At 70.8% G+C, this 26,813-nt stretch carries 26 protein-coding genes; 8 read left to right on the forward strand and 18 right to left on the reverse strand.

Going from position 1 to position 26,813, the window contains the following annotated elements; translation table 11 throughout:
• Positions 1–138: 138 nt before the first annotated feature.
• From AC3ANS_RS16330 to AC3ANS_RS16370, 9 genes are all read right to left on the reverse strand, one after another.
• Positions 139–939, reverse strand: a complete 801-nt coding sequence (locus AC3ANS_RS16330; RefSeq protein ID WP_488292634.1) for an ABC transporter ATP-binding protein — start codon at positions 937–939, stop codon at positions 139–141.
• Positions 939–2,003 (reverse strand): ABC transporter permease, encoded by a 1,065-nt coding sequence (locus AC3ANS_RS16335; protein WP_488292635.1) that lies wholly within the window; start codon positions 2,001–2,003, stop codon positions 939–941. Before AC3ANS_RS16335 ends, AC3ANS_RS16330 begins: the two co-directional genes overlap by 1 nt.
• A complete protein-coding gene (locus AC3ANS_RS16340; RefSeq protein ID WP_488292636.1) occupies positions 1,994–3,973 on the reverse strand; it encodes a glycosyltransferase in 1,980 nt (659 codons plus the stop codon). The genes AC3ANS_RS16335 and AC3ANS_RS16340 overlap by 10 nt, the downstream gene beginning before the upstream one ends.
• Positions 3,974–4,001: 28 nt before the next feature.
• Positions 4,002–5,189 (reverse strand): UDP-galactopyranose mutase, encoded by a 1,188-nt coding sequence (gene glf, locus AC3ANS_RS16345; RefSeq protein ID WP_488292637.1) that lies wholly within the window; start codon positions 5,187–5,189, stop codon positions 4,002–4,004.
• 6 nt (positions 5,190–5,195) lie between these two features.
• On the reverse strand, positions 5,196–6,116 hold the full coding sequence (locus AC3ANS_RS16350) for a glycosyltransferase family 2 protein (RefSeq protein ID WP_488292638.1): 921 nt from the start codon (positions 6,114–6,116) through the stop codon (positions 5,196–5,198).
• Positions 6,113–7,060: a glycosyltransferase family 2 protein gene (locus AC3ANS_RS16355; RefSeq protein ID WP_488292639.1), complete on the reverse strand. Its 948-nt coding sequence runs from the start codon at positions 7,058–7,060 to the stop codon at positions 6,113–6,115. The genes AC3ANS_RS16350 and AC3ANS_RS16355 overlap by 4 nt, the downstream gene beginning before the upstream one ends.
• A gap of 23 nt (positions 7,061–7,083) precedes the next feature.
• Positions 7,084–8,529, reverse strand: a complete 1,446-nt coding sequence (locus AC3ANS_RS16360) for an LCP family protein (protein ID WP_488292640.1) — start codon at positions 8,527–8,529, stop codon at positions 7,084–7,086.
• Positions 8,530–8,645: 116 nt separating this feature from the next.
• A complete protein-coding gene (locus AC3ANS_RS16365) occupies positions 8,646–9,164 on the reverse strand; it encodes an acyl-CoA thioesterase (RefSeq protein WP_488292641.1) in 519 nt (172 codons plus the stop codon).
• Between the two features lie 63 nt (positions 9,165–9,227).
• Positions 9,228–9,416 carry a hypothetical protein gene (locus AC3ANS_RS16370; RefSeq protein WP_488292642.1) on the reverse strand — a complete coding sequence of 63 codons (189 nt, stop codon included), beginning with the start codon at positions 9,414–9,416 and terminating at the stop codon, positions 9,228–9,230.
• A gap of 161 nt (positions 9,417–9,577) precedes the next feature.
• Here AC3ANS_RS16370 and AC3ANS_RS16375 point away from each other — a divergent pair, with 161 nt between their 5' ends.
• From AC3ANS_RS16375 to AC3ANS_RS16385, 3 genes are read left to right on the forward strand one after another with little or no spacing between them, the layout of a single operon-like run.
• Positions 9,578–10,954 (forward strand): WS/DGAT/MGAT family O-acyltransferase, encoded by a 1,377-nt coding sequence (locus AC3ANS_RS16375; RefSeq protein WP_488292643.1) that lies wholly within the window; start codon positions 9,578–9,580, stop codon positions 10,952–10,954.
• Positions 10,955–10,963: 9 nt separating this feature from the next.
• Positions 10,964–12,199: an LCP family protein gene (locus tag AC3ANS_RS16380; protein WP_488292644.1), complete on the forward strand. Its 1,236-nt coding sequence runs from the start codon at positions 10,964–10,966 to the stop codon at positions 12,197–12,199.
• Complete coding sequence (locus tag AC3ANS_RS16385; protein WP_488292645.1) at positions 12,196–13,062, forward strand: crotonase/enoyl-CoA hydratase family protein; 867 nt, start codon at positions 12,196–12,198, stop codon at positions 13,060–13,062. The genes AC3ANS_RS16380 and AC3ANS_RS16385 overlap by 4 nt, the downstream gene beginning before the upstream one ends.
• Before the next feature lie 12 nt (positions 13,063–13,074).
• Here AC3ANS_RS16385 and AC3ANS_RS16390 read toward each other — a convergent pair whose 3' ends face one another.
• Entirely contained in the window at positions 13,075–13,860 is a 786-nt protein-coding gene (locus AC3ANS_RS16390) for a sigma-70 family RNA polymerase sigma factor (protein ID WP_488292646.1), read from the reverse strand.
• Positions 13,861–14,123: 263 nt separating this feature from the next.
• Here AC3ANS_RS16390 and AC3ANS_RS16395 point away from each other — a divergent pair, with 263 nt between their 5' ends.
• Positions 14,124–16,691 (forward strand): hybrid sensor histidine kinase/response regulator, encoded by a 2,568-nt coding sequence (locus AC3ANS_RS16395; protein WP_488292647.1) that lies wholly within the window; start codon positions 14,124–14,126, stop codon positions 16,689–16,691.
• A gap of 2 nt (positions 16,692–16,693) precedes the next feature.
• Here the strand turns inward: AC3ANS_RS16395 and AC3ANS_RS16400 are convergent, their stop codons facing one another.
• The 4 genes from AC3ANS_RS16400 to AC3ANS_RS16415 all read right to left on the reverse strand — a co-directional run bounded on the left by AC3ANS_RS16400 (position 16,694) and on the right by AC3ANS_RS16415 (position 19,906).
• A complete protein-coding gene (locus AC3ANS_RS16400) occupies positions 16,694–17,020 on the reverse strand; it encodes a plasmid stabilization protein (protein WP_488292648.1) in 327 nt (108 codons plus the stop codon).
• A gap of 94 nt (positions 17,021–17,114) precedes the next feature.
• The gene (locus AC3ANS_RS16405; RefSeq protein ID WP_488292649.1) at positions 17,115–17,492 is read right to left on the reverse strand and encodes a CBS domain-containing protein; all 378 of its coding nucleotides are present in this window, start codon (positions 17,490–17,492) and stop codon (positions 17,115–17,117) included.
• Positions 17,493–17,585: 93 nt separating this feature from the next.
• Entirely contained in the window at positions 17,586–19,019 is a 1,434-nt protein-coding gene (locus AC3ANS_RS16410) for an MFS transporter (RefSeq protein WP_488292650.1), read from the reverse strand.
• A 191-nt stretch (positions 19,020–19,210) separates the two neighbouring features.
• Positions 19,211–19,906 (reverse strand): helix-turn-helix transcriptional regulator, encoded by a 696-nt coding sequence (locus AC3ANS_RS16415; protein ID WP_488292651.1) that lies wholly within the window; start codon positions 19,904–19,906, stop codon positions 19,211–19,213.
• Positions 19,907–20,086: 180 nt separating this feature from the next.
• On the opposite strand from AC3ANS_RS16415, the gene AC3ANS_RS16420 reads away from it, so the two are divergent.
• Positions 20,087–20,548, forward strand: a complete 462-nt coding sequence (locus AC3ANS_RS16420; RefSeq protein ID WP_488292652.1) for a hypothetical protein — start codon at positions 20,087–20,089, stop codon at positions 20,546–20,548.
• A gap of 53 nt (positions 20,549–20,601) precedes the next feature.
• Here the strand turns inward: AC3ANS_RS16420 and AC3ANS_RS16425 are convergent, their stop codons facing one another.
• Together AC3ANS_RS16425 and AC3ANS_RS16430 are read right to left on the reverse strand one after the other, a co-directional pair.
• A complete protein-coding gene (locus tag AC3ANS_RS16425; RefSeq protein WP_488292653.1) occupies positions 20,602–21,774 on the reverse strand; it encodes an acyl-CoA dehydrogenase family protein in 1,173 nt (390 codons plus the stop codon).
• Between the two features lie 122 nt (positions 21,775–21,896).
• Positions 21,897–22,727 carry a hypothetical protein gene (locus AC3ANS_RS16430; RefSeq protein WP_488292654.1) on the reverse strand — a complete coding sequence of 277 codons (831 nt, stop codon included), beginning with the start codon at positions 22,725–22,727 and terminating at the stop codon, positions 21,897–21,899.
• A 147-nt stretch (positions 22,728–22,874) separates the two neighbouring features.
• Between AC3ANS_RS16430 and AC3ANS_RS16435 the strand changes: the two genes are divergently transcribed.
• Positions 22,875–23,285, forward strand: a complete 411-nt coding sequence (locus AC3ANS_RS16435; RefSeq protein ID WP_488292655.1) for a CoA-binding protein — start codon at positions 22,875–22,877, stop codon at positions 23,283–23,285.
• Positions 23,282–23,707 (forward strand): alternative ribosome rescue aminoacyl-tRNA hydrolase ArfB, encoded by a 426-nt coding sequence (gene arfB / locus AC3ANS_RS16440; protein ID WP_488292656.1) that lies wholly within the window; start codon positions 23,282–23,284, stop codon positions 23,705–23,707. The genes AC3ANS_RS16435 and arfB overlap by 4 nt, the downstream gene beginning before the upstream one ends.
• 10 nt (positions 23,708–23,717) lie before the next feature.
• Here the strand turns inward: arfB and metG are convergent, their stop codons facing one another.
• Complete coding sequence (gene metG, locus AC3ANS_RS16445; protein WP_488292657.1) at positions 23,718–25,505, reverse strand: methionine--tRNA ligase; 1,788 nt, start codon at positions 25,503–25,505, stop codon at positions 23,718–23,720.
• A gap of 48 nt (positions 25,506–25,553) precedes the next feature.
• Between metG and AC3ANS_RS16450 the strand changes: the two genes are divergently transcribed.
• Positions 25,554–26,240 carry a GOLPH3/VPS74 family protein gene (locus tag AC3ANS_RS16450; protein ID WP_488292658.1) on the forward strand — a complete coding sequence of 229 codons (687 nt, stop codon included), beginning with the start codon at positions 25,554–25,556 and terminating at the stop codon, positions 26,238–26,240.
• 7 nt (positions 26,241–26,247) lie between these two features.
• Here the strand turns inward: AC3ANS_RS16450 and AC3ANS_RS16455 are convergent, their stop codons facing one another.
• Entirely contained in the window at positions 26,248–26,805 is a 558-nt protein-coding gene (locus AC3ANS_RS16455; protein ID WP_488292659.1) for a DinB family protein, read from the reverse strand.
• Positions 26,806–26,813 lie beyond the last annotated feature (8 nt).

The raw sequence follows: 26,813 nt of genomic DNA on the forward strand, positions 1-26,813 counted from the left end.
CAGGAGTGCGGAAGAGAATCCGAGTAACTACAATCTTGTAATTTCCACTCGACACGCCGGTGTTTTGAAGATTTGTCAAGAAACTTCATTCTTGTAATTTGAGCTGCCCGAGCCTGAGCTTGCGAAGGCTGGGGCAGCTCAGATGTCCGCGCCGAGCTCCTCGTCCTCGCCCTCGTCGACGCCGAGCTCCTCGGAGACGCTGTCGCCGTCGTACTTGAGGTAGCGGATCCCCTCCTCGACGCCGCCGTCGAACGCGAGGCTGCCCTTCTCGAGGACCAGGACCCGGTCGCACATCCTGGCGACCGAGGCCGCCGCGTGGCTGACGTAGAACAGCGTGCGACCGCCGTCGCGGATCTCCTGCATCTTCGCCAGGCACTTCTGCTTGAACGGCTTGTCCCCCACCGCGAGCACCTCGTCGGCGAGGAAGATGTCGGAGTCGACGTGGATGGCCACCGCGAAGCCGAGCCGGGCGAACATGCCCGAGGAGTAGTGCCCGACGGGCACCTCGAGGAACTTGCCGACGTCGGCGAACTCGACGATGTCGTCGAACTTGCGCTTGGTCTCGGCCTCGGTCATGCCGAGCACCGCAGCATTGAGGTACACGTTCTCCCGGCCCGTCAACTGCGGGTGGAAGCCGGCGCCGGTGGCGATCAGGCCGGCGATCCGGCCCCGGGTGAGAACCCTCCCCCGGTCGGGCCGCATCACGCCGTTGATCAGCTTGAGCAACGTGCTCTTGCCCGATCCGTTCAAGCCCATCAGGCCGATCGACTCACCCTGCTGCACCTCGAACGACACGTCGTTGACGGCGTCGAAGGTGTTCTTGATCTCCTGGCGTCGCATCGCCGCGACGGTCATCTGCTTGAACGTGCGGTGGTACTGCATCGTGTAGGTCTTCGTCGCGTGCTCGACGACGATCGAGGTCTGTCGCGGGGTCGTCATCAGAGGCGCTCCGGGATCCGGTTCTCCAGGCGGGAGAACGTCAGCTGGCCGATCAGCAGGATGACCATGCTGACGAAGAGCGCGAGCACGCTGTAGGCGAAGAGGTGGTCGGGGATGTGCGTCGCGATGGTCTTCTTCGGGTGGGGGGTGGCGCCGACCCAGAAGGCCCGCTGGAACAGCAGCACGGCGTCCGCGATCGGGTTGTAGAGGTAGTAGGCCGCAGCCGCGCCGAACCGCTCGTGGACCACCGTGTAGGGGTAGATCATCGGCACGCCGAACCGCACGAAGTTCGTCAGGATGGCGGCGACGTTGGAGACGTCGCGGAAGAACACGTTGGCCGCGCTGAAGATCAGGGCCATCGCCGTGCCGAGCATCCCGATGATCATCAGGGCGAGCGCGAGGGCGAGCATGCCGACCACCGTCGGGGTCCACCCGTAGAACGCGCAGACCACGACGAGGATCGCCAGCTGCGGCAGCACGTGGTAGCCGGAGACGAGCATCGACGCGACCGGGAACATCTCCCGCGGCATCGCCATCTTCTGCACGAGGCCCCGGTTGCGAACGATCGAGCGGGTGCCCGCGTTGAAGGTCTCGTTGAAGAAGTGGACGATGATGATCCCGCAGAACATGTGGATCGCGAAGTTCGGCACCTCCTGATGGAGCTTGAACAGCACGCCCATCACGAAGTAGTAGATCAAGAACTGCGAGAGCGGGTTGACGTAGGACCACATCAGCCCGAGGAACGAGCCTTGGTAGCGGGCACTGACCTCGCGGCGGACCAGCAGCCGCAGCAGGTAGCGGCGCTTGAACACCCCCAGCAGCCCGGTCGTCGACGACGGTGGCGCGAGCTCGGCGTCGACGACCCGGATCGGCCGCTCCGACAGCGGGACCGCCGTCGCGACGCCGCTCGACGCCGGCTTGGGTGCCGGGTCGGGCACGGGAGCCGGGTCAGGCAGCGGAGCCGAGTCGGACACCCGGGCCGGGTCGGGCCCGGAGCCCTGGTCCGGAGACGGGTCCGGCACCGGCGCCCCTGCGGGCTCCGGCGCAGACGGGTTCACAGCCACGGTCGGAGGGTCTCCTCCCAGGCCTCGGGCGAGGTGATCTCGCCGAGCTTGGCCCGGTACTCCTCCGCCAGCCGCGGCCACTCGCGGCGGTAGCGCTCGTGGATCGCGAGCGTGCGCTTCATCAGGTCACGGAAGAGCTCGGGGTCACGGCGGTAGAACGCGGCCGAGGTGCCGTCGTTCATCGAGACGATCGCGGAGTCGTAGGACGCCAGCCGGTACCACTTCGCGTCCATCGCGCGGACCTCCGCCTCGGGGTGCTCGCGCGACAGCGGTCGCGCGGGCTTGAGCTGGCGCAGCGGCTGGAGGCCGGCGCTGACCAGCTGCGACATCCGGCTCGGGACCTCGGCGGCGTCCTTGCCCTTGCGCGGTGGCTTCGATCGGCGCACGGTCGGGAACGCGTCCGGGTCCACCTCGACCTGTGCGTCGGTGAACTGCTTGCGGAACGCGTTGACGTCGGCCAGTCGGTGCGGCAGCAGCGCGTGCAGGCCCTCCGGTCCGGCGAGCACGTCCTCCATCGCCATCAGCCGCAGCTCGGCGGTGGAGTACTGCATGGAGACCAGGTGCGCGATCTGGTGGTTGAGGCTCTCGCGCACCATCCGTCCGCCCTTGGGGTACGGCGAGTGCAGCAGCGCGGCGACGAACCGGTTGCGCTGGTGGAAGTAGGCCTGCCAGTCCACCGCGTCGTTCTTGTCGGTCCACGGGATGTGCCACACCGCGGCACCCGGGAGCGTGACCGTCGGGTAGCCCGCGGCCTTGGCGCGCAGCCCGAACTCCGAGTCGTCCCACTTGAGGAACAGCGGCAACGACAGGCCGACCTCCTCGAGCACGACCCGCGGGATCAGGCACATGAACCAGCCGTTGAAGTCCACGTCGATGCGCTTGTGCAGCCACCGGCTGGAGCGCAGGTTGCGGCCGGCCAGGTCCCAGTCGCTGTAGGTGTCCAGCGGCGACTGCCACCAGAACCGCCACGGCTGGATGATCTCGCCGAAGCTGTGCAGCCGGGAGCGCGAGTAGATGTTGAACATGTGGCCGCCGACGATCGTCGGACGCTTGGCCAGGTCGCCGAACGTGACGGCGCGGATGATGCCCTCGGGCTCGCAGACGACGTCGTCGTCCATCATCATCGCGTACGTCGCGGTGCCCTTGCGGACCGACTCCAGCTGACCGCGGGCGTAGCCGCCGGAGCCGCCGAGGTTGCCCTGCTCGAGCACGCGCAGCGTGTCGCCGAGGGCGCCCTGCGCCGCGGGGAAGTCCGGTGAGTCGACGACCTTGTCGGTGCCCTGCTCCATCACGAAGACCGTGTCGAGGTAGGGACGGAGCACCTCGTCGTCCCCGATCTGGCCGAGCAGCTTGGCGCAGAAGTCGGGCCGGTTCATCGTGGTGATCGCGATGTCCACGGTGCCGTGCTGGGCACGGTCGTCGGGGACCTCGGCGGTCCACTCGGCGGACTCGACGACGACGTCGTCGTCACCGGCGATGAGGTCGTACCAGTACCAACCGCCGTCCACGAACGGCTTCAACGGCAGGTCGAACGTGTAGGTGCCGCGCTCCTGGTCGGCGGTGTCCGCCGACGCGACGCGCTGCGCGTGGCCGCGGGCCATCGACTTGTAGACGAGGAGGGTCGCGCCCTTGCCGGCCACGGTGACCGTGAGCCGGACGTCCTTGACGACCGTCCAGCGCCGCCAGTAGCTGGCGGGGAAGGCGTTGAAGTAGGTGCCGAACGAGAGCCGGTCGCCCGACTTCACCCGGAACGCGGTGCGGGACACGATCTGGTCGGGGTGGATCGCGTGGCCGGTCGCCGTGGACTGGCGGATCGCGGCGTTGTTGAGGTCCTTGGCCGCGCGGCTGCCGCCGATCTCGTACTTGTCGGCGTCGAGCTTCGCGTCCTCCGGGTCGACGTACAGCGCGAGGACGTCGAAGTCGCGGTCGAGGGGCAGGATCTGACGCTGCAGCAGTCGGGTCGTGCTCATTCGTGGTCCCCTCGGGATCGTGGGGTGGTCATTCGTCGACGCCTCCACTGGTCAGCGGCACGCCTTCAGCGAAGTGCGGCCGGAGCTTGTTCTCGAACATGGAGAGCGCCGAGCCGATCGCCATGTGCATGTCGAGGTACTTGTAGGTGCCGAGCCGGCCACCGAACAGCACCTTCGGCTCACGCTTGGCGAGCTCGCGGTAGCGCAGCAGCTTCTCGCGGTCCGCGGCGGTGTTGATCGGGTAGTACGGCTCGTCGCCCTCCTCCGCGAAGCGGGAGTACTCGTGCACGACGATCGTCTTGCCGGGCAGGTAGGTGCGCTCGGGGTGGAGGTGCTTGAACTCGAGCGTACGGGTGTAGGGCACATCGGCGTCGTTGGCGTTGACCACTCCGGTGCCCTGGTAGTCGTCGACGTCGACGGTCTCGCGCTCCAGGTCGATGGTCCGCCACGAGAGGCGACCCTCGCTGTGGCCGAAGTACTCGTCGACCGGGCCGGTGTAGACGATCGGCACCTGGCCCTTGAACTCCTCGGCCACGGCGAAGAAGTCGGTGTCGAGCCGGACCTCGATGTTCGGGTGCGCGACCATCCGCTCCAGCCAGGCGGTGTAGCCGTCGACCGGGAGGCCCTCGTAGGTGTCGTTGAACCAGCCGTCCGCGAACGTGTAGCGGACCGGCAGCCGGGTGATGATGTCGGCCGACAGCTCCTTGGGGTCGGTCTGCCACTGCTTGGCGGTGTAGCCCTTGATGAACGCCTCGTAGAGCGGGCGCCCGATCAGGCTGATCGCCTTCTCCTCGAGGTTGCGGGCGTCGGCGGTGTCGAACTCTGCCGATTGCTCGGCGATCAGCGCTCGGGCCTCGTCGGGGGTGTGGCTCCTGCCGAAGAACTGGTTGATCAGGCCCAGGTTCATCGGCAGCGAGTAGACCTGTCCCTGGTACTTGCCGAAGACCCGGTGCCGGTAGCTGGTGAAGTCGGTGAAGTTGTTGACGTAGTCCCACACCTTCTGGTTGGAGGTGTGGAACAGGTGCGTCCCGTAGACGTGCACCTCGATGCCGGTCTCCTCGTCGAACTCGCTGTAGGCGTTGCCGCCGAGGTGCGACCGGCGCTCGAGCACCAGGACCTTCAGGCCGAGCTCGGTCGCACAGCGTTCGGCGACGGTCAGCCCGAAGAAGCCGGAGCCGACGACGACGAGATCAGGCGTGGGAGCAGAGGAGGACACGGTGGGTCAGTCTACGGATCGCGAGGGCGCCGCCCGCATCTCCCGCGCGTCGCGCATGGCCCGGATCACATTGCGCGCCTCCGCGCGCCCACCCCGCAGCGGGCTGAGCAGCACGACCGCCGCGGTCACCATCCAGGGCTTGAGCCGCACCAGCACGTTCTCGCCGTACCGGAGGTGCACGACGAAGAGGTTGCGGTACATGAAGTACCCCTTCCACCCGCTCAGGTCGTGCTGCTGGTCGAAGGCCAGCTGACGCACGAGCACCGCGTCGCGGATCGCCCAGATCCGGAATCCGGCGCGCCGCGCCCGCACCGCGTAGTCGACGTCGTCGTAGAAGATGAAGTACGACGGGTCGGGCAGGCCGATCGCCTCGACCACCTCGCGGCGCAGCATGAACCCCTCGAACGCGACGTTCTCGAGCTCGACCCGAGCTGGCATCCGGTCCCGGCTGCCGTACTCGGTCTCCACCATCGCGGTCTTGGGGCGCACCGAGAGCGGGTTGCGCAGGTCGAACCGGGTGGCGGCCTTCTCGACCAGCCGCCCGTGGACGTCCTGGCGCACCGACATCAGGCACGCCTCGTCCTGGGCCAGCAGGACCTCCAGGCAGTCGGGCGCCGGGACGACGTCGTCGTCCATCAGCCAGATCCGGTCGTAGCCGGCGGCGAACGCCAGCTGGACGCCGCGGTGGAAGCCGCCGGCGCCGCCGAGGTTCTCCTCGGCGTGGGTGACCAGCAGCGGCAGCCCGGGCCGAGCCGCGGCCACCTGCTCGGTCAGCACCGCCCGGGTGTGGTCGCTGCTGGCGTTGTCGATGACGAAGATCGCGTCCGCCGGCCGGGTCTGGGCGGCCAGCCCGTCGAGCATGTGCGCGAGCAGGTCTGCCCGGTTGTAGGTGACGACGACGACCGCGACGCTCTCCCGCGCGCTCATCGCAGGAACCTCCGGTGCCCGCCGAAGTCGCCGCGGAGACCGGCGTACATCGCCCGGACGCTGAGCACCACCCGACGGGGGTCGGGGCGGGTGAACGTGTAGAACCACACGGTCTTCGCGACGAACGCCAACGCGTGCGGCCAGCCGCGGTACTCACGCTGGTTGAGCAGGTTGTTGCGCGCCATGCAGTAGTGCTTGAGGTCGCTGGGGCTGTGGTTGTACGTCGTGCGCCCGAACATCATCGGGGTCCCCAGGCTGCCGACGGCCGGGTGTCGCACCTGCGCGCCCACCACGGTGGCGATCCGGGCCCCGGCGGCCTCGGCGCGCAGGCGGTACTCGTGGTCGTCGCCCCAGATGAAGTACTCGGCACGTGGCAGCCCGATCCGCTCCACGAGCCCTCGGGTGACCAGCACGCCGTTGAAGGGGATCACGATGCCGTCGATCCGGCCGTCGGCCGCCGCGCGCTCCACGTCCGGGAGGTCGTGCACCACGCGGGTGCCACCGGGCAGCCGGATCGGGAAGACCAGCCGGTCCGGCTGGTCCTGGTCGACGACGACCGGGCCCCAGAAGTCCAGGTCGTCCTCGACGAGCAGCCGGGACAGGCAGTCGGGCTCGGGCAGGCCGTCGTCGTCCATCAGCCACGCCAGGTCGGCACCTCGCTCCATCGCCCACGCGAGGCCGTCGTGGAAACCCCGCGCGCCACCGCCGTTCTCGGCGAGCGTGCGGCCCAGCACCGGGGTCGTGGGATGGGCCTCCCCGGGGTCGCGGTCGTCGAGCCCGGCCAGCCACTCCCCCGTGCCGTCGGTCGAGGCGTTGTCGATGACCAGGATCTCCGCGAGACCCGGCACCTGGTCGAGCCGCTCGAGCAGCCCCTGGAGCAGCGAGAGCCGGTTGAACGTGACCACGACCGCGACCACGCGTCGGTCCAGCGGCTGCTCGGTCACGCGACCACCCTAGGGGTGGCGCGTCAACACGCGGTGTCGAGGTCGTCGGCCTCGTTGGCGGCGTACCCGGAGCTGAGCGTGCCGATCGAGCCTCCGGTCACCGGGTCGTCGGTGTGTCCCTTCGGCTTGGCCGGCGGCGGGGCGTTGCCCTCGGCCCGGTCGATCGCCTCGGCGACCTTCTTCTTGATCAGCTTGATGTCGGGGTGCGCGGTCTCGATCATCGGCGGCACCAGCGACAGGGTCGAGATCTTCTGCCCCCGGGCCTTGAGCGCGAGCTCGGCGAAGTGGCCGAACTCGCCCGACGGGATGTTGGTCGAGACCATCGCCGAGCTGGCCTCCGCGATGCTCGCGAAGTTGCGTACGGCGGACTGCGGGCTGATCTGCTGGAGCATCGCGTTCATCACGCACTTCTGCCGGGCCATCCGCGAGTAGTCGTCGGAGTCGTCACGCGCCCGGGCGAACCACAGCGTGTCGTGGCCGTCGAGCTTGCGCACCCCGGGCTGGATGTAGCCGGTCACGTCGTTGCCGAGGCCACCGACGGGGATCGGCTGCCGCACGTTGAGCGTCACTCCGCCGACGGCGTCGACCAGGTCCTTGAACCCTTCGAGGTTGACCATGGCCCAGTAGTTGATCTTCAGGCCGGTGATGCCCTCGATGGCCATGATCGTCGCGTCGACACCGGGGTTGCTGGAGTGCGGGAACAGCTCGGTGTTGTCGCCCGCCCAGGTGCTGACGCCGTTGAGGTAGTCGGCGTCGAAGCCGTCGGGGAACTGCTCGCGCATCACCGACCCCTTGACGAACGGGAAGTTCTGCATGTTGCGCGGCAGCGAGATCAGCACGGTGCGGCCAGTCTCGGCGTCGATGCTCGCGACCGTCATGGAGTCCGGGCGCAGCCCCCAGCGCCCCGCGCCCGAGTCGCCGCCCATCAGCAGCACGTTGTAGCGGCCGTCGTGGGCACCGGTCACGTCGCCGTCGCCGGACATCGTGAGGATCAGGTCGCGCTGGGCGCCCGCCAGGTGGGCGCCGAACAGCAGGGCCGCCGCGACGGAGAGCGCGAGGACCCCGTTGAACCCGACCGCCGCGCGCCGGTGTCCCAGGCTGAGGGTCAGCGGCTGGCCCAGCCGCCACGCGTCGAAGAACAGCCCCGCCCACCCGATGGCGAGCGCCATCAGCACCAGCCGCAGCCCGAGCAGGGCCGTGGTGTCGAAGCCGAGCTTGAAGACCAACCCGTGCCAGAAGAACCCGACGACGACGGTCACCAGGAACACCACGACCGTGACGAACCAGGTCAGGAGCGCGATCAGGCCGACTCGGCGCCGGCCGGCCACCAGCTGGGCGGACCCCGGCAGCAGCAGGGTCATCAGCATCAGGGCCAGGGCCCTGCGGAAACGCACCCGAGCGGCTCGGTCACCGGCGGTGAAGCGCGGAACCTGGCGCTCGAGCGACCCGGGGGAAGTGACGGGCGGCATCGAGATGCCTCTCTGCATGTGGAACGGGGAAGGGGATGGTGCTGACCGCCAGTATCACCAGTCACACCCGTCACAGCGGCCCGCGACGCGCCGGTGCGCCCCGATCAACCCGCGGGTCAGGCGTGGGGGCGGCGTCCCGCCTCGATCGCCGTACGCCGTGAGAGCCGGTGCGCGCGCCGGATCTCGGCCTCGCGGTGGCGGCGCAGCTCGTCGGGCGTCTCGGGCACGAGGCCGGGCACCTGCCGCGCCCGGCCGGCACCGTCGACCGCGACGAACACGAAGTACGCCGACGCCACGTGCAGCGACGTCGTCGACGGGTCGTTCCACGGCTGGGTCTCGACCCGGACCCCGATCTCCATCGAGGACCGGCCCGCCCAGTTGACCTGGGCGAACGTGCGGACGATGTCACCGACGTGCACGGGCTCGAGGAAGGCCATCTCGTCCATGGCTGCGGTCACCGCAGGCCCGCCGCTGTGCCGCGCGGCGACCGCGCCGGCGGTCGAGTCGGCGAGCTTCATGATCTCGCCGCCGTGGATGTTGCCCAGCAGGTTGGCCTGGGCGCTCGAGGTCACGACCGCCAGCGACACGCGGGCGTAGGACGGCGACAGACCGTGGCGCTCGGGCTCTGGTGGCATGCCCGTCACGCTACCGCCGGCGCCGTCGAGCCAGCCCGTCGGAGCCGTTCAGTCGGACAGCGGTCAGTCGGAGTCGCCCGGTCGGGGAGCCTTCTCCTCGGACTCGTCGTTGACCCGGTGCGCGTGGGCTGCCTCGGCGGCGAGGTAGCGGTTCATGCCCGCCCACAGCCGCGCCCGCTCGGCGCTGCTGGGCGCTCGCGTAGCCGCGGACTTCGCCTCCTGCTGGGCCTGTACCTGCTCCCGCTCGGTCATGGCTCCTCCTCTCGCTATGACCACCATCACTCCGAACAGTGCCCCCGCCCTAGGGCCTTTCGGCCCGGGCCCTTCGGGACCCCCGGCGGCCGGGGCGAGGTCGGTCGGCCCGGGCGCCGGGTCGCCACCGCGCCGAGACTGGGCGCGGGAAGGAGTCCGCCGTGGACCGACTCACACCGCTCGCCGACGCGTTCCTCGAGGTGGAGGACGTCGACCCGGCCGTGTCGCTGGCGATCGGGTCCCTCGCGGTCTTCGACGGGCCCGCGCCCGGGTACGCCGAGTTCCTGGCGATGATCGACGCGCGGCTCCCGCTGGTCCCCCGCTACCGCCAGCGCCTGCGGTCGGTGCCGCTCGACCTGGCCGCGCCGGCCTGGGTCGCGGACGACGACTTCGACCTCCGCAGGCACGTGCTGCGCGCGGCCGTGCCGAGTCCCGGCGGACCGGCCGAGGTGGCGGACCTGATGGCCAGGCTGATGGCGCCCCGGATGGACCGTGCCCATCCCCTGTGGGAGTGCTGGCTGTGCGAAGGGCTCCCCGACGGCCGGTGGGCCGTGCTGTCCCGCGTGCACCACTGCCTAGCGGACGGGGTGTCCGGCACCGACCTGTACCGGCTCTTCCTCGACCTGGCGCCCAACACGACCCCGTTGGTCCCCGACGCCGCACCAGCACCACCCCCGGCGACCGATGCCGCCCACGCTGCCCGGGGCCTCGGCGAGCTGGTCGGCTACCCGGCCCGGGTCGCGACGGCGGTGGGCCGGCTCTCGCGCACCCCCGTCCGGTCGATCAACGCGGTCGCGCACGCCGCGCGCGGGCTGGTCGACCTCAGCGGGGCGGCCCGGCCCGTCGCGCCGTCCTCGTTGCTGGGCCCGATCGGTGCCGACCGCCGGTTCACCTGGGTCGAGGCCGAGATGTCCGAGGTCCGCGACGTACGCCGGCGGTGCGGCGCCAGCGTCAACGACGTCGCCCTGGCGGCGGTCGCGGGCGGGTTCCGCCGCCTGCTGCTGGAGCGGGGCGAGGAACCCGGAGCGCGGACGGTGCGCTCCCTGGTGCCTGTCTCGACCCGGACCAAGGGCAGTGAGTCCACGCCGGACAACCAGGTCACGCTGCTGCTCCCCTACCTGCCCGTCGACGTCGCGGACCCGCTGGAGCGGGTGCAGACGGTCCACCGCCGGTTGCGCCGGCTCCGCGCGCACCACGAGCCGGAGGCCGGCGTGGGCATCACCTCGGCCGCAGAGCTCGGTCCCTTCCCCCTCGTGTCGTGGGGCATGCGGACCGCCTGGCGGTTCCCGCAGCACCAGGTCACGACCGTGACCACGAACGTGCCAGGACCGCCGGTGCAGCTCTACTGCCTGGGCCGGCCGGTGCGCTCGATGGTGCCGTGGGTCCCGATCGCCGACCACCTCCGGGTGGGGATCGCGATGCTGTCCTACCGGGACACGCTGACGTTCGGGCTGACCGGCGACCACGAGTCGATGCCGGACCTCCAGGTGCTCGCCGACGGCATTGCGGAGTCCTGGGCGGATCTGGTCGCACGGTAGCGTCGGCGCATGACCGATCGTCCCCGGGAGGACGGTGAGCCCGGGGACGGGACGCCCGACTACCACTGGCTGTACGGCGGTGCCGGCAAGCCGGACCGCGAGCCCCGCCCCGACGAGACCCGGGTGATGCCCACGATGCCACGCCCCGGCCAAGCCGGCTCCGGCCAGCCCGGCTCCGGTCGACCGACGCCGCCGGTGCCGGCGCCCGCACCCCGCTCCCCCGGCGGGCCCACGCCGCCGCCCTCACCACCGCCGCCCACGCCAGGCGCGGCGCGGCCGGCTCGCCGGCGCCGGGGCCCCGGGTTCTGGCTGCGGATCGTGCTGGCGCTGCTCCTGCTGTGGGTCGTCTATCTGGTCGCGGTGCCGTTGTGGGCGTGGAAGAACGTCGACCAGGTGGCGTTCGAGCCGTCCGGCAAGCGCCCCGACGACCAGCCCGGCACGACGTACCTGCTCGTCGGCAGCGACTCGCGAGCTGGTCTGAGCGCTGCCGAGCGCAAGAAGCTCGGCACCGGCGACGCGGCCGGGCAGCGCACGGACACGATCATGCTCCTGCACACCGGGGACGGCCCCAACCTGCTGATGTCGATCCCCCGCGACTCGCTGGTGGAGATCCCCGGGCACGGGACGACCAAGATCAACGCGGCCTACGCGTACGGCGGCCCCAAGCTCCTGGTGAAGACCCTCGAGCAGAACACCGGCATCCGGATCGACGACTACGTCGAGATCGGCCTCGGGGGGCTCGCGGGCGTGGTCGATGCCGTGGGTGGCATCACGATCTGCCCGACGTTCGACATGGACGACAAGCTGGCGAACCTGCACATCAAGAAGGGCTGCCAGCACGCCGACGGCGAGACCGCGCTCGGCTACGCGCGATCGCGGCACACCGACCCCCGCTACGGCGACATCACCCGCGTCAAGCACCAGCGCGAGGTCGTGGCCGCCGTTGGCGGGAAGGTCTTCTCACCGTGGACCTTCATCAACCCGGTGCGGTACTGGAACCTCGCGAACGCCGTGCCCGACTTCTTCGCGTTCGGCGACGGCACCGGCGCGACCCGGGCGGCGATGTGGGCCACGGCGATGCGGAGCGCGGACCTCAGCTGCGTCGTGCCGATCTCGGACCTCGCCGTCCACTGGGACCCCGAGCGGTCCCGGCAGATGTTCCGCTACATCATCGAGGACAAGACCGGTGACATCCCGAAGAGCCTCTGCACACCGACCGGCCTGCCGAAGAGCGTGACCGGATGAGCTACGAGACCCTGGACTGGACGGTCGATGGGGACGGCATCGCCACGCTGACGCTGAGCCGGCCCGACCAGCTCAACGCCTTCGACGTCACGATGGCGCGCGAGCTCGAGACGGTGTTCCGCACCGATGCGCGCGACGACGACGTGCGCGCGGTCGTGGTCACCGGCGCGGGCCGAGCCTTCTGCGCGGGCATGGATCTCGCGGTCGAGGGCAACGTCTTCGGGCTCGACGAGTCCTTGCAGCCGACGCCCGAGGAGTTCCGCGCGGCGTACGACGATGCGCCGTACCAAGACGGGGTGCGCGACACCGGTGGCCGGGTGACCCTCGCGATCCACGCGCTCCCAAAGCCGGTGATCGCCGCGATCAACGGTCCTGCCGTCGGGATCGGGGCGACGATGACGCTGGCGATGGACCTGCGGCTCGCCTCGACCAGTGCCCGGATCGGCTTCGTGTTCGGCCGGCTCGGCATCGTCCCGGAGGCGGCGTCGAGCTGGTTCCTCCCCCGCATCGTCGGGATCCAGCAGGCGCTGGAGTGGGTCTACTCCGCCGAGATCCTCACCGCCGACGCGGCGCTCGCCGGCCGCCTGGTGCGCAGCGTGCACGCGCCGGAGGACCTGCTGCCGGCGGCGTACGAACTGGCTCGCTTGTTCGTGGTGGACCGCTCACCCGCGGCCCTGGGGCTGGCGAAGCAGCTGCTCTACCGCAACAGCGCCGCCGCCGAACCGCTCGAGGCGCACCTGTCGGACTCGCTGGCGATGTACTACTCCTCGATCGGCGACGGCAAAGAGGGGGTGGCCGCGTTCCTCGAGAAGCGGACGCCGGGGTTCACCGGACGCGCCTCCGAGCTGCCGCGGATCTTCTGACGCCTCGCGGCCCTACGAGGCGGCCGGGGACGCGGCGTCGGCTTCGGCGTCCGCATCGGCTAGCAGGCGCTCGCGGAGCCGCGCCAGGATGCGGTTCAACAGCCGGGAGACCTGCATCTGGGTGACGCCGATGTCGGCGCCGATCTCGGCCTGGGTGCGATTGCCGAAGAACCGCAGCTCGAGGATCCGGCGCTCGCGCGGGGTCAGCCCGCGCATCACTGCGGCCAGCGTCACTCGCGCCTCTGCGGTGGCGAACGCCGGGTCGACGTCGCCGATCCGCTCGCCGAGGGAGTCGTCACCCTCGAGGGCCGGGACGTCGAGCGAGGCGGGGGCGAAGCAGCCACTCGCCCCGAGCGCGTCGAGCACCTGCTCGAGGTCCACCCCGAGGTGCTTGGCCAGGTCGGTGGGACGCGGCGAGCGACCGAGCTCCTGGGCCAGGTCGCTCTCGGCGCCCAGGATCCGCGACTGGAGCTCCTGGATCGAGCGCGGAGGACGCAGCGCCCAGCCGAGGTCGCGGAAGTGACGGCGCACCTCGCCGCGGATGGTCGGCACCGCGAAGGACAGGAAGTCGTAGCCCCGGCCCACCTCGAACGAGCGGACCGCCTTGACCAGGCCGAGGTAGGCGACCTGATCGAGGTCCTCGGTCGCGATGCCCCGGCCCCGGTAGCGGCGGGCACAGTCGCTCGCGACCCCCATGTTGATCTGGACGATCTCGTCGCGGATGTGGTGAGCGCCCTCGTCGGAGGCCGACGCCAGCTCCTCGAACAGCCGGGCCGTGGCCTCGCGTCGGTGCTCCATCTCGCACCTCCTAGAAGGATTGGCGGCGGACGCAGAGCGTCCGCCACTTCGATGGTCGCAGCGGACCCCAGGTGACACACCACCCCTTCGGGCGACTGGTCGATGGCCCGGCCGGCACCAGGACGCGGGTTTCCAGCGCGTCTCCGGGACGGCGGCGAGGCGGCCGGAAAGCCTTCAGTCGGGTGGTTCGCTGCCGAACGGAAGAGCACGCGGCGCCACTCGGGTCCGGCGACGTGACCTTGACCGACCGACCCGGGGGAGCCATGCAGCCCACCGCCGTCCGGACCACGGCCGTTGTTGCGGCCGTGGTGACGTTCAGCGTGGTCGCCGCCGTGCACGCGGGACATCCGACCGGCCCGGTCGGCGAGCTGAGCTACCTGGGCGCTCTCGCGGTGGTGACCGCGATCGCCTGGGCGGGCGTCGGGGCCCAGCAGGAGTGCCGGAGCGTCGCCACGTTGATCGCGGCCGGCCTGAGCGTCTCCCAGCTCGGCGACGTCATCGAGATCACCAGCGAGATGGCCGGGATCGGGACCGGCGCCTGGCTCGCGGCAGGCGCCTACTTCGTCGGCTACCTGATCCTCGGAGCCGCCGTGCTCGCGCTCTTGAGACCTCCGGGCGCCCGCAGGCGGTTCGCGCGCGCCGACGTCGCGCTCGAGGCGGCGACCGTCGTGACCATCGGTGTCCTGCTCGTGTGGACCGCGTCCACCACCAAGGCGTTCGAGAACAGCGGTCTGAGCGTCGCCCAGGGGGCCCTCCAGGCCTCCACGCCGCTCGCCGACCTGATCCTCGTCGTGTTCACGATCCGCGCGATCGTCCTCTACCGGGGTCGCTCGGCGACCAGCTGGCTGCTCGCAGCGGGTCTGACGACCTGGCTGGGGACCGGCGCGGCCTTCGTCACCGCGGCAGACTCCTCACCGGCCTGGCTCGACGCCGGATGGCTGCTCGGCATGCTGTTCCTCGCCCTCGCCACCGTGCCGCGATCCGACCCGGTGCAGTCGGTCATCCGGGCACAGATCGCGGCCCCGCAGAGCCATGCGACCTCGAGGATGCTGCTGGCGATCCTGCCCGCGGCCGTGCCCCCGGCGGCTCACCTGATCACGCACCGCGACCAGCACGCCCTCTACGTGCCCTACGTCGGGATGAGCGTGCTGCTCTTCATCACGTTGCTCCGAGTGGGCCGACTGCTCGCCTCCGAGGCGGCAGCCCACGCCGAGGTGGCTCGGAGCCGCGGGTACTTCCAGGCCCTCGCCGACAACTCGGTCGACGCCATCATGGTCGTCGACGAGCGGCTGGAGGTCGTCTTCTGCTCACGGAGCGTCGAGCGCTACCTGGGCTCGGCTCCCGAGCAAGGCCTGCTCGCGTGGGTCGAGGAGGTCGGGCCCCGGGTCCGCGACGACCTGGCGGACGCGCTCCGTCGCTCGCTGGCCTCCCCCAGGGTCGTCGTGCAGGACGAGTTCGAGCTCGATCCGGACGAGGCCCCCGGGCGTCTCGCCGCCAACGTCGGGCACCGCTGGGTGCTGGGCCGGTTCGTGAACCTCCTCGACGACCCGCAGGTGCGGGGGATCGTGATCTCGCTGTCGGACTCGACCGCACGCAAGGAGGCCGAGCTCGGGCTGGAGCGCGCCCGGGACGCAGCTCTGGCGGGGTCCCGGGCGAAGTCGACGTTCCTCGCGACCATGAGCCACGAGATCCGTACGCCGCTCAACGGCGTCCTCGGGTTGACCGAGCTGATGCTGACCACCCCGCTCGACGAGCAGCAGGGCCGCTACGCCGAGGGCATCCGCGTCGCGGGCGGTGCGCTGCTCCAGGTCATCAACGACGTCCTGGACTTCTCGAAGATCGAGGCCGGCCGCCTCGAGCTCGACGAGGTGGACTTCGACGTCGTCCAGCTCCTGGAGGAGACCGCCGGACTCGTCGGCGAGTCCGCGCGCGACAAGGGGCTCGAGCTCATCGTCGACTGCTCCTCGCAGGTACCGCGGGGGCTCCGCGGCGACCACGTGCGGCTGCGCCAGGTGCTGCTCAACCTCGCCGCCAACGCGATCAAGTTCACCGAGACCGGACGCGTCGTGCTCGCCGCCCGGCTCGACCACCCGCTCGCCTCGGCGGTGGCGCGGGTCCGCTTCCAGGTCGTCGACACCGGGATCGGTGTCGATCCCGCCCAACGAGAGCACCTGTTCGACGCCTTCACCCAGGCGGACTCCTCGACCACCCGGCGCTTCGGGGGCTCGGGTCTCGGGCTCGCGATCAGCCGCCAGCTGGTGACGGCGATGGGTGGCGAGATCGGTGTCGACCCGCGTCCGGGCCTCGGCGGCGGCAGCGTGTTCTGGTTCTCGGTCCCGCTCCCGATCACCCCGGATCGACCGGGACGGGCGCCGACGACACGCGGCCCGTCCGCGCAACCGGTGCCGGCCCCGCTCTCGCAGGCGGCCGCGCCGTCCCGGGGCCGGATCCTGGTGGTCGAGGACAGCGAGGTCAACCAGCTGGTGGCCGTCGGCATCCTGGAGCACCTCGGCTACGACGCCGAGGTCGCACCGGACGGCCTCCAGGCGCTCGAGGCGCTCGAGGCCGGGGTCTTCGACGCCGTACTCATGGACTGCCTGATGCCCGGCATGGACGGCTACCAGGCGACGGCTGAGATCCGACGCCGGTGCCCCTCGGCGTTGCCCGTCATCGCCATGACCGCCTCGGCGGTGGCTGGGGACCGCGAGCGCTGCCTGGCCGCCGGCATGAACGACTACGTCACCAAGCCCGCGACCACCGAGGAGCTCGCGCGCGTCCTGGAGCGCTGGGTCCCGCGCGACCGACCGGTGGTCGCCGTGCCCGCCGGCTAGCGCTAGCGCCCGACGGCCTTCTCGAGCTCGGCCTTGTTCATCTTCGATCGTCCCTTGATGTTCTTGCGCCGAGCCTCCTCGTAGAGCTGGTCCCGGGTGCGGCCGCCGGCACCCCGGTGCGAGCGCAGCCCGCCACGCCGGGACGAGGAGATGTCCTGGGTCGAGGTGCGGCTGCGCTGGCGGGCCTCGCCGCTGCGGGCCCGCTCCTTGTTGACCGTGCGGGCGGCGATCTCCTCCGCCTGGTCCTCGGCTCGGCCGCGTTCCTCGAGGCCCTCCTTGATGTGCTCGTACTGCCGTTCGCGCTTGTTGCTCCACTGTTGCTGGGGCATGGTCCTCGACCTCCCTGACGTCGGGTGCACTCTCCGTGCATCGTCGGTACCCGGCCGCGCGCGAGGGATGCCTGGCCCAGGGCGGACGGGCCGATCAGCCGCGGCGGTGATCGCCGGCTCGCGCGGACACGTCCGCGTCGCTGCAGAACCCGGTGAGGCGCCGCTTGAGGCACAGCAGGCCGAGCAATCCGCTGTCGTCATCGACGACGGCGAGCCGCCGGCGTCCGGTCGCGAGCAGCCGCAGGCGGGCCTCCTCCGCCGCGACGTCCGGCCCGACGGTCCGCCCGGCCAGGACCGCTCGGGCGCGAGCAGGCGATGACCCGTCGGCAGCCACCAGGTCCGTTCGCTCGAGCGTGCCCACCAGGCGGCCATCGTCGGTGAGCAGCACGAGTCGCACGTGCGCGTCCAGGAGCGCGGCGCGGACCTGGGACACCGTCGAGTCTGCCGGCATGGTCTTGGGGTGCCGGACCATGACGTCGCCCACCGTCCGGCCGACTCGCTCGACGGCTGTGTCCAGCAGCTCCGGGGCCGGGGCGGGGATGGCGTGCTCCTCTCCGCTGGGTCGTCAGGACGGCTTGGGCGCGCTCGGCCGTGCGTAGCGCAGCCAGGTGATCGCGATGCACAGGACCGCGAAGGCGGCGCCGACGGCGTAGAACGTCACGGGGCTGACCATCGTGAGGCCGATGCCGAAGAAGAACGGGCCGAAGGCTGCGATCGCGGCCGTCCAGCCGATGACGCCGCCGGCCTGCCGGCGCTCGAAGATCATCGGCATCTGCTTGAACGTCGAGGCGTTGCCGACGCCGGTGAAGAAGAAGATCGCCAGCATCCCGTACAGGAAGTGGTGGAACTGGGCGTCCAGCGACGCGGCACCCGCGGTGACGTCCGGGGTCAGGGTCGTCATGGTGTAGAGCACCGAGACCAGGATCCCCACGCCGGCGACGAGCGTCCACCGGGCGCCGCCGAACCGGTCGGTCAGCGGTGCGAACAGCACCCGCGCCCCGGCTCCCACGAGCGGGCCGAGGAAGACGTACTTCACCGGGTCCGGGATGGAGTAGCCCTGCACGAGCAGCTGGGTCGTGCCGTCCGAGAGCGTCTTCGCGATCTCGGCGTTGCCACCGGCGTACAGGTTCTTCATCAAGAGGCCGAACTGCCCGGAGAGACCCGAGAACGTGCCGAAGGTCATGATGTAGAGCAGCGTCATGTACCACGTGTCGCGGTTGTTGAAGATGTCGAACTGCTGGCGCACGTTGGCCTTGACCGGCACCGACTTCAGCATCGTCCAGGCGAGGACGGCGCCGACCAGGACGAACGGGACGTAGACGAACGCGGCGTTCTGGTACCACACCTCGGTCGCGGGCTTGCCCGGGAACGTCTGGCTCTGGGCGCTGCCGAGGAATCCCACCATCGAGAACCCGATGATCCACGGGGTCACGAACTGGACCAGCGACACCCCGAAGTTGCCGACGCCGGCCTGGAGGCCGAGCGCGGTGCCCTGCATCCGACGCGGGAAGAAGTACGACGTCGACGGCATGAACCCCGAGAACGCGCCGCCGCCGATGCCCGACAGGGCCGCGAGGACCATGAACGTCGTGAAGGAGGTGTTCGGGTTCTGCACCGCGACCCCCCAGCCCAGCAGCGGGATCAGCAGCAGCAGCGTGGTCAGGGACACCAGCTTGCGGGTCCCGAGCATCGGCGGGAGCGTCATCCACGCCAGCCGCAGCAGGCCGGCCGAGAGGCCCGGCATGGCGGTGAGCCAGTAGAGCTGGTCCTTGCTCAGGTCGAACCCGAGGTTGGTCAGCTTCGGCGCGATCGCGCTGGCGATGAACCACGAGACGAACGCGAGGGTCAGGGTCCCGGTGGTGATCGACAGCGTCCGCCAGGCGAGCCCGCGGTCCCAGGTCGCCTCGTTCTCCGGGTCCCAGTCGGTGAGCCACTCCCGGCCACCGGGTGATGGCGGCGTGAGTGCCGGTGAGCTGTCCGGCGAGAGCAGGCTGGTCATCGGTGCCTCCACGGCGTCGTGCGGTCGGGCCACCCGCGTTCGGAGCGGCTCGCACATCGTCGCCGGGCGTTCCCCGTGCAATTCAGGGACCGAGGTCCCGGGATCGGGGCCGGTCTGGCCGGACTTTGTCCCTCAGGACAGGACCTTCGACCCACCGATCCGGCTCACCTTGGTCCCGCTCGAGGGAGCGGTCAGCCGTGCCGTCCGAGGTGGAGCAGGCACGCGCCGGGCTCCGCGAAGGGCACGAGGTCGGTGCCCGCCGGGTCGGCGCCGTACAGCTCCAGCGCGCCTCGCGCGATGCCCAGGTGCACCTGGCAGACCACGTCGGGCTGCTGGTGAGCGGCCTCGAGGAGCGGGCACCTGGTGAGCCGGACCACCAAGGCGGCCTCGTCGGCCTCGGGCGCGAACCCCATCTCCTCGAAGAGCCCGACGACCTTGCGCCGCGCGCCCTCCTCGCCGTCTGCCTCCAGGGGGTCCGCGGTCTCGCGGGCCAGCCGTTGACCCCACTCGACACCGGCGCGGGCGGCCTCACCCGCCGGGTCGGGGCTGGTGCGCACCACGACCGCCGCCAGGGTGGCCGCGAGATCGGCGTACGGCGAGACGCCGCCCGGGGTGCGGCGCACGGCCTCGTAGAGCCACGCCTGGCGGCCAGGGCCCTTGGCCTCCGCCGGGCGGCGAGCGACCAGTCCGCTGCGCAGCAGTCCGTCGAGGTGCTCGCGGACCGTGTTGGTGTGCAACCCCGTGAGCGCCACCAGCGCGGGGATGCTGGTCGGCTGCGGCTGCGCCTCCAAGGTCTCCAGCAAGCCCGCGCGCGTCGGCGACAGCGGCCGCCCGCTGACCGTCCGGGCGGGACGCGGGCCGCGCCTCGCCGGTGTCGGGTCGCTCACGACCACCATTCTCCCCGCCGAACCCGGCGACCGGGGCCGAACGCGGGAGCTGGCACTCCGCTCCGCAGGTGCGCCGTCGCGTCGACCCCGGAGCTTCGAGTCACGCTTGTCACAACCTGGGGCGACCGGCCAGCATCCCACCGACAGTGCGACATGCCCGTGTCACTGGAAAGGACCACCATGCCCATCCGTCACTTCGTCTCGCGTCTCGCCACGTCACTGGCCGCTCTCGCGGGGCTGCTCGCCCTGGTCTGCGGCGTGCTGCTCGCGACGCAAGGCAGCTCCTCGGCATCGATCGAGCAGACGGTCCGGCCCGTCCTGGTCGACTGCAGCCATCACGACGTCCGCACACCACGGACCTACACCCTCACCTGCGGGGACGCGAACATCGCGCTGATGCGGACGCACTGGCGCACCTGGGGCGCGAACGCCGCGGCCGGTACGGCGCGGTACGTCGAGAACACCTGTGACCCGGACTGCGCGGACGGCCAGTTCGTCCACTACCGGGTCCACGTCACCGCGGACCGCGCCCGGATGCGCGCCGGTGTGCCGACGTACACCCGGATCGTGGTGCGGTTCGCGAAGCACCACCCGGCCTGGGTCAAGCACCACCGGGCGGTCTTCGACGTCTCGGTGGGCTGACGCTCCCTCGGTGTCCACCGCCGGCCCGACAGCCCACTCGCGACGATGACGTCTCAGATCTGCGACTGGACCCCGGCGAGGAGCTGGCGCGCCATCACGATGCGCTGGACCTGGTTGGTGCCCTCGTAGATCTGGGTGATCTTCGCGTCGCGCATCATCCGCTCGACCGGGTAGTCGCGCGTGTAGCCGTACCCACCGAGCACCTGCACCGCGTCGGTGGTGACCTCCATCGCCGCGTCGCTCGCGAAGCACTTCGCGGCCGCACCGAAGAACGTCAGGTCGCGGTCACCGCGCTCGGACTTGCCGGCCGCGGCGTACGTCAGCTGCCGGGCGGCCTCCACCTTCATGCCCATGTCAGCCAACAAGAACTGCAGGCCCTGGAAGTCCGCGATGGGCTTGCCGAACTGCTTGCGCTCCTGGGCATAGGACAGCGCGTAGTCGAGCGCGCCCTGCGCGATCCCGACCGCCTGAGCAGCGATCGTGACCCGGGTGTGGTCCAGGGTCCGCATCGCGGTCTCGAAGCCGGTGCCCTCCGCACCGATCATCCGGTCCGCGGGGATCCGGACGTTGTCCAGGTAGACCTCACGCGTCGGGGAACCCTTGATGCCCAACTTCTTCTCCGGCGCACCGAACGTGACGCCCGGGTCGGACTTCTCCACCACGAACGCGCTGATCCCGCGCGAGCGCTTCTCGGGTTCGGTCACGGCCATCACCGTGTAGTACTCCGACTCCCCCGCGTTGGTGATCCACCGCTTGACGCCGTTGAGCACCCACGTGTCGCCGTCGCGGACCGCACGGGTCTTCATGCCCGCGGCATCCGATCCCGCGTCGGGCTCGGAGAGGCAGTAGGAGAACCCACCCTCACCACGTGCGAGCGCGCCGAGGTACTTCTGCTTCAGCTCCTCCGAGCCGGCGATCTGCACCGGCAGCGACCCGAGCTTGTTCACCGCCGGGATCAGGCTGCTCGACGCGCACGCACGGGCGACCTCCTCGATCACGATCACCGTGGCGAGCGCATCCGCACCCGCACCGCCGTACTGCTCGGGCACGTGCGGGGCATGGAAGTCAGCCGCCAACAACGCCTCGGCGGCCTCGTGGGGGTAACGCGCATGCTCGTCGACATCAGCGGCGTACGGCGCGACCTTCGCATCACACACGGCACGGACGGCCTCACGAACGGCCTGGTGCTCCTCGGAGAGGGCGTAGAGGGGGAACTCGGAGCTCATGGGCCGGACTCTACTCGTCGGTAACCACTGTCGTCACCGAGGTGTCCGGGCCCGGGCACGCGAACGCCCGGCCGGGGCAGAACCCGGCCGGGCGTCGCGGAGGAGCAGGTGGTGCTAGCGGGTCACTTGACCTTGACGGAGGTCTTCGCGGCCTGCGTGTAGCCGTCACCCTTGTAGGAGACGGCGACGGTCTTGCCCTTGGCCGACTTCGGCAGGTTGATGACCGCCTTGCCGTTCTTCAGCGTGCCGGAGTAGGACTTCGCGCCGAGCTTGGCGACGACCTTGCCGGTCGGGGTGCCGAACTGGTTCTTCGCGACCGCGGTCAGCTTGTAGCCCTTCGCGGTCTTGGCGGCCTTGGCGGTCAGCGAGCTGGTCTGCTTGCTGAGCGCAACGTCGCCGAGCTTGCCCGGGGAGGTCGTCGTGCAGGTCGCGGTCACCGGCAGCGGGTTGCCGCCGCTGGTGGGCGTGAACGTGAACGACTCCGGCATCATCACCGCGTAGGTGCCGGCCTTGGGCAGGTCGAAGGCCTCGTTGGCGCCGCTGCCGTTGAAGTTGACCGACCCGTCGGGGTTGGCGTCGCCCTTGGTGTAGGTCCCCGGCGCCTTGGCGTCGAGAGCGGTACCGATCGCGAAGGCGAAGTCATCGGCGTTGCCGCCGTCGACACCCGCCTGGCCGAGCAGCGCCGCCGTCTGGGCCGGAACCACGACCTTGCCGGTGTAGGACAGCAGGCCGGCGTCGATGTGGAAGCCGGCCGGGGCGCTCGGAGGCAGCAGCGGGACGTCGATCGAGACCGCGAAGGTCCCGAGGTCGCCCAGCGGGCTCGTGCAGGAGTAGTCGGCCGACGCCGAGGCCGCGTTCGCGGCGGTCGTGCTCATGCCGACCAGGGCGCCGGCGGCGAGTGCGGTGACGGCGCCGGTGACGGCGGTGCGGGTGGCGATCGTGCGAAGGTTCATGAAAAGTGCTCCCTCCCGAGCAACTCGATGGCCGCTACGACTCGGTAGCGGAGGACGTCACGTTAACCCCTTCGTCACACGACCTGGGCATAAAGTCCCGAAGTCGGCCGAACGTCCCAGATTCTGGCCCGCTCTAGGCTGGGCCTCATGGCTGACTGGCAGGACCCCGAGCGGGTCCGCTTCATGCTCGACGACTGCGAGACCTGGGCCGTGGTCGGCCTCTCCGGCGACCCGACCCGTACGGCGTACGAGATCGCCGCGCTGCTCCAAGCGCGCGGCAAGCGGATCGTGCCCGTGCACCCGTCCGCCCCCACCGTGCTCGGCGAGCAGGGGTACGCCACGCTCGCCGACATCCCGTTCCCCGTGGACGTGGTGGACGTGTTCCGCCGCTCCGAGGCCGCCGGAGAGTTCGCCGACCAGGCGGTCGCCATCGGGGCGAAGGGCGTGTGGCTCCAGCTCGGCGTCGTCGACGAGGACGCGTTCGAGCGCACCACGCAGGCGGGGGTCGCGATGGTGATGGACACCTGCCCGGCGATCGAGTGGCGCAAGCGGGGATGACCCTCAGCGTCCCGCCAGGCCCGGGGATCCCGGCCGGGCTGGAGATCCCGGACGCCGAGCTCGTGGAGCGGTTCTCCCGGTCACCCGGCCCCGGTGGTCAGTCGGTTAACACCACCGACAGCCGGGTCGAGCTGGAGTACGACGTGGCCACGTCCACCGCTCTCACCGACGAGCAGCGGGCGCGCCTGATCGGTCGTCTCGGCTCGCCCGTGCGCATCGTCGCCACCGAGCACCGGTCCCAGCACCGCAACCGCGTCGCCGCCCGTGAGCGCCTGGCCGGGCGGCTGCGCGAGGCCCTCGCCCCGCCACCCCCACCCCGGCGTCCCACCAAGCCGACCCGCGGCTCCCAACGTCGGCGCCTCGAGGCGAAGAAGCAGCGCGGTCAGACCAAGGCTCTGCGCGGGCGCGTGCGAGGCGACTGACCCGCCGCCGTCAGGTCTCCAGCCGGGCGAGCTCCTCCTCGACCACCGAGGGGTCGAGCTTGGTGAAGATCGGGGTCGGCTTCGCGACGGGGGCGCCGGGCACGACGGGACGCCGCTCCCAGGTGGGGAAGCCGGTGTACTCCCCGGTGATGATCGGGTACGGCGCGCCACCGTCGAGGTCCTCGGCCTCCTCGAGGCGGGGCATCGGGGCGATGTCGCCGGCGCCGCCGAGTGCGGTGTCCACCTCGTTGGCCGAGAACGGCAGGAACGGGCTGAGCACCAGGTTGAGGTCCGCGACGCACTGGGCCATCACATGGAGGATCGTGCCGAGGCGCTCGGGGTCGTCCTTGATCTTCCAGGGCTCGGAGTCGGAGACGTACTTGTTGACCTCCGCGACGGCGCGCATGGCCTCACCGATCGCCTGCTTCTGCCGGTGGCGCCCGATCAGGTCGCCCACCACGCCGAAGGCCGCCTCGACCGAGTCGAGCAGGGCCTGGTCCCCGGCGGTCAGCTGGCCGGCCTTCGGGATCTCACCGAAGTTCTTCGCGATCAGCGTCGCCGTCCGGTTCACGAGGTTGCCCCAGCCCGCGACCAGCTCGTCGTTCGTACGCCGGACGAACTCCGACCAGGTGAAGTCGGAGTCCTGGTTCTCCGGCCCGGCCGCCGCGACGAAGTAGCGGAACGCGTCGACCTGGTAGCGGCTGGTCAGGTCACGCACGTAGATCACCACGCGGCGTGAGCTGGAGAACTTCTTGCCCTCCATCGTGAGGTACTCCGAGGAGACGACCTCGGTCGGCAGGTTCAGCTCTCCGTACTCCCGCGGGGCGCCGCCCTTGGCGCCCTTGCCGGAGTAGGCCAGCAGCTCGGCAGGCCAGATCTGGCTGTGGAAGGTGATGTTGTCCTTGCCCATGAAGTAGTACGACAGGGCCTCGGGGTCGTTCCACCACTCGCGCCAGCGCTCCGGCTCGCCCAGCCGACGCGCCCACTCGATCGAGGCCGACAGGTAGCCGACCACCGCGTCGAACCACACGTAGAGCTTCTTGGTGGGATTCTCCCGCCACCCGTCGAGCGGCACCGCGATGCCCCAGTCGATGTCGCGAGTCATCGCCCGCGGCCGGATCTCCTTGAGGATGTTCTGGCTGAACCGGATCACGTTCGGGCGCCAAGTACCGGACGCCTCCCGCTCGTCGAGCCACTCCCCCAGCGCGTCCGCCAGCGCCGGCAGGTCGAGGAAGAAGTGCTGGGTCTCGATGAACTCCGGGATCTCGCCGTTGATCTTCGAGCGCGGGTCGATCAGGTCGTGCGCGTCGAGCTGGTTGCCGCAGTTGTCGCACTGGTCGCCACGGGCACCGTCGTAGCCGCAGATCGGGCAGGTGCCCTCGATGTAGCGGTCCGGCAGCGTGCGACCCGTGGACGGCGAGATCGCGCCGTACGTCGTCTGCTCGACGAAGTAGCCGTTCTCGTAGACGCCGAGGAACAGCTCCTGCACGACCAGGTGGTGGTTGCGCGCGGTCGTGCGGGTGTAGAGGTCGTAGGTCAGCCCGAGCGAGACGAGGTCCTCGGCGATGATCCGGTGGTTCTTGTCGGCCAGCTCCTGCGGGGCGAGGCCGGCCTCGTCGGCCGCGATCAGGATCGGGGTGCCGTGCTCGTCGGAGCCGGACACCATGAGCACGTCGTGACCCGCCATCCGCATGTACCGGCTGAAGACGTCGGCGGGGACATAGACGCCCGCGACGTGGCCGATGTGGCGCGGGCCGTTGACGTACGGCCACGCGGTGGCGGAGAGAACCTTGCTCATGGGGCAATCCTAGGGATTGCGAGCGAGCGGTCGCGCTACGGTCGGCTGATGGAGACCTTGATCGCGGAGGACCTGCTCCTGCTGCTCCTCGATGACGGCACCGGCAAGCTGACCTTGACCTCCTACCCGCAGATCGTGCTGGGCGGTGCGCTGCTCGTCGAGCTCGCGCTGGTCGGCTCGGTCGAGGTCGAGGAGAAAACGAGCTTCTGGCACTCCGCCAAGGTGCAGGCCGCCGGCGAAGGCCCGCCCCACGACCCGGTGCTGCGCGCGGCGTACGACGTCGTCGCCGCCAAGCCCCGCACCGCGCAGGACCTCGTCGACCGCCTGGGCAAGGGCGCCAAGGAGGCGCTCGCGGACCGCCTGACGGCGCGCGGGCTCCTGCAGCGCCGCGAGGACCGGGTGCTCGGGCTGTTCCCGCGCACCCGGTGGCCGGCCGTCGACTCGGCCCACGAGCAGGCCGTGCGTGAGCGCTTGAGCGCAGTGCTCGTCCAGGGTGTCGAGCCCGACGACCGCACCGGAGCGCTGGTCGCGCTGCTCTCGGCGATCGACAAGCCCCACAAGGTCGTCGACCACCGCGGCCTGTCGGCAGGTGAGGTCCGCAAGCGTGCCAAGCAGGTCGCCGAGGGCGACTGGGCCGCCAAGGCCGTGCGCGACGCCATCGCGGCCTCCACGGCCGCCGTCACCGCGGCCACGGTTGCTGCGACGACCGCCGCGACCACCGCCACGACCACCTGAGCGTGGCTCAGGACGTGCGGCGCCCCGCGAAGGCCGCGAGCCGCTCGTAAGGACCGGCGCCGTCCGCCGCGGGCTGCTCCGGACCGAACATCCGGCCCCGGTTGTCAGCGGTCAGGCCGACGCGCAGGAACTCCAGCGCGCGGGTCGCGACCTCGGGGTCGAGACGGTCGACCGGGTAGCCGATCGAGCTCGCCAGGTCCCCGGTGTGCACGGCTATCTCCGCGACCGCCATGTCAGCCGTCGACTCGGTCTCACCACCGTGCTCGTGCCACCAGTGGATGAGGTCGTCGGCGACGACCCGGAAGGCGGGCCCCCACTCCTCCTCGACGTGCGGAGGCGGCGCGGACCAGTCCGGCTGCTCGCCCTGGGCCAGCGCCAGGAACGTCGCGGGCGCGGCGACCAGGTGGTCGGCCAGCACCGCGACATCCCAGTCCGCGCACGGGGTCGAGTGCGCGAGCACGCCACGGTGCACGTGGTCGAGGACGTCGCCGCCCTGGTCCAGCGCCCGAGCGAGCAGCCGGACGTCGTCGCCCCAACTGTCTTGCGGCGTGTGGTGGGTGGTCATGCCTCCAC

This window comes from Nocardia sp. 149-1B, assembly GCF_057747975.1.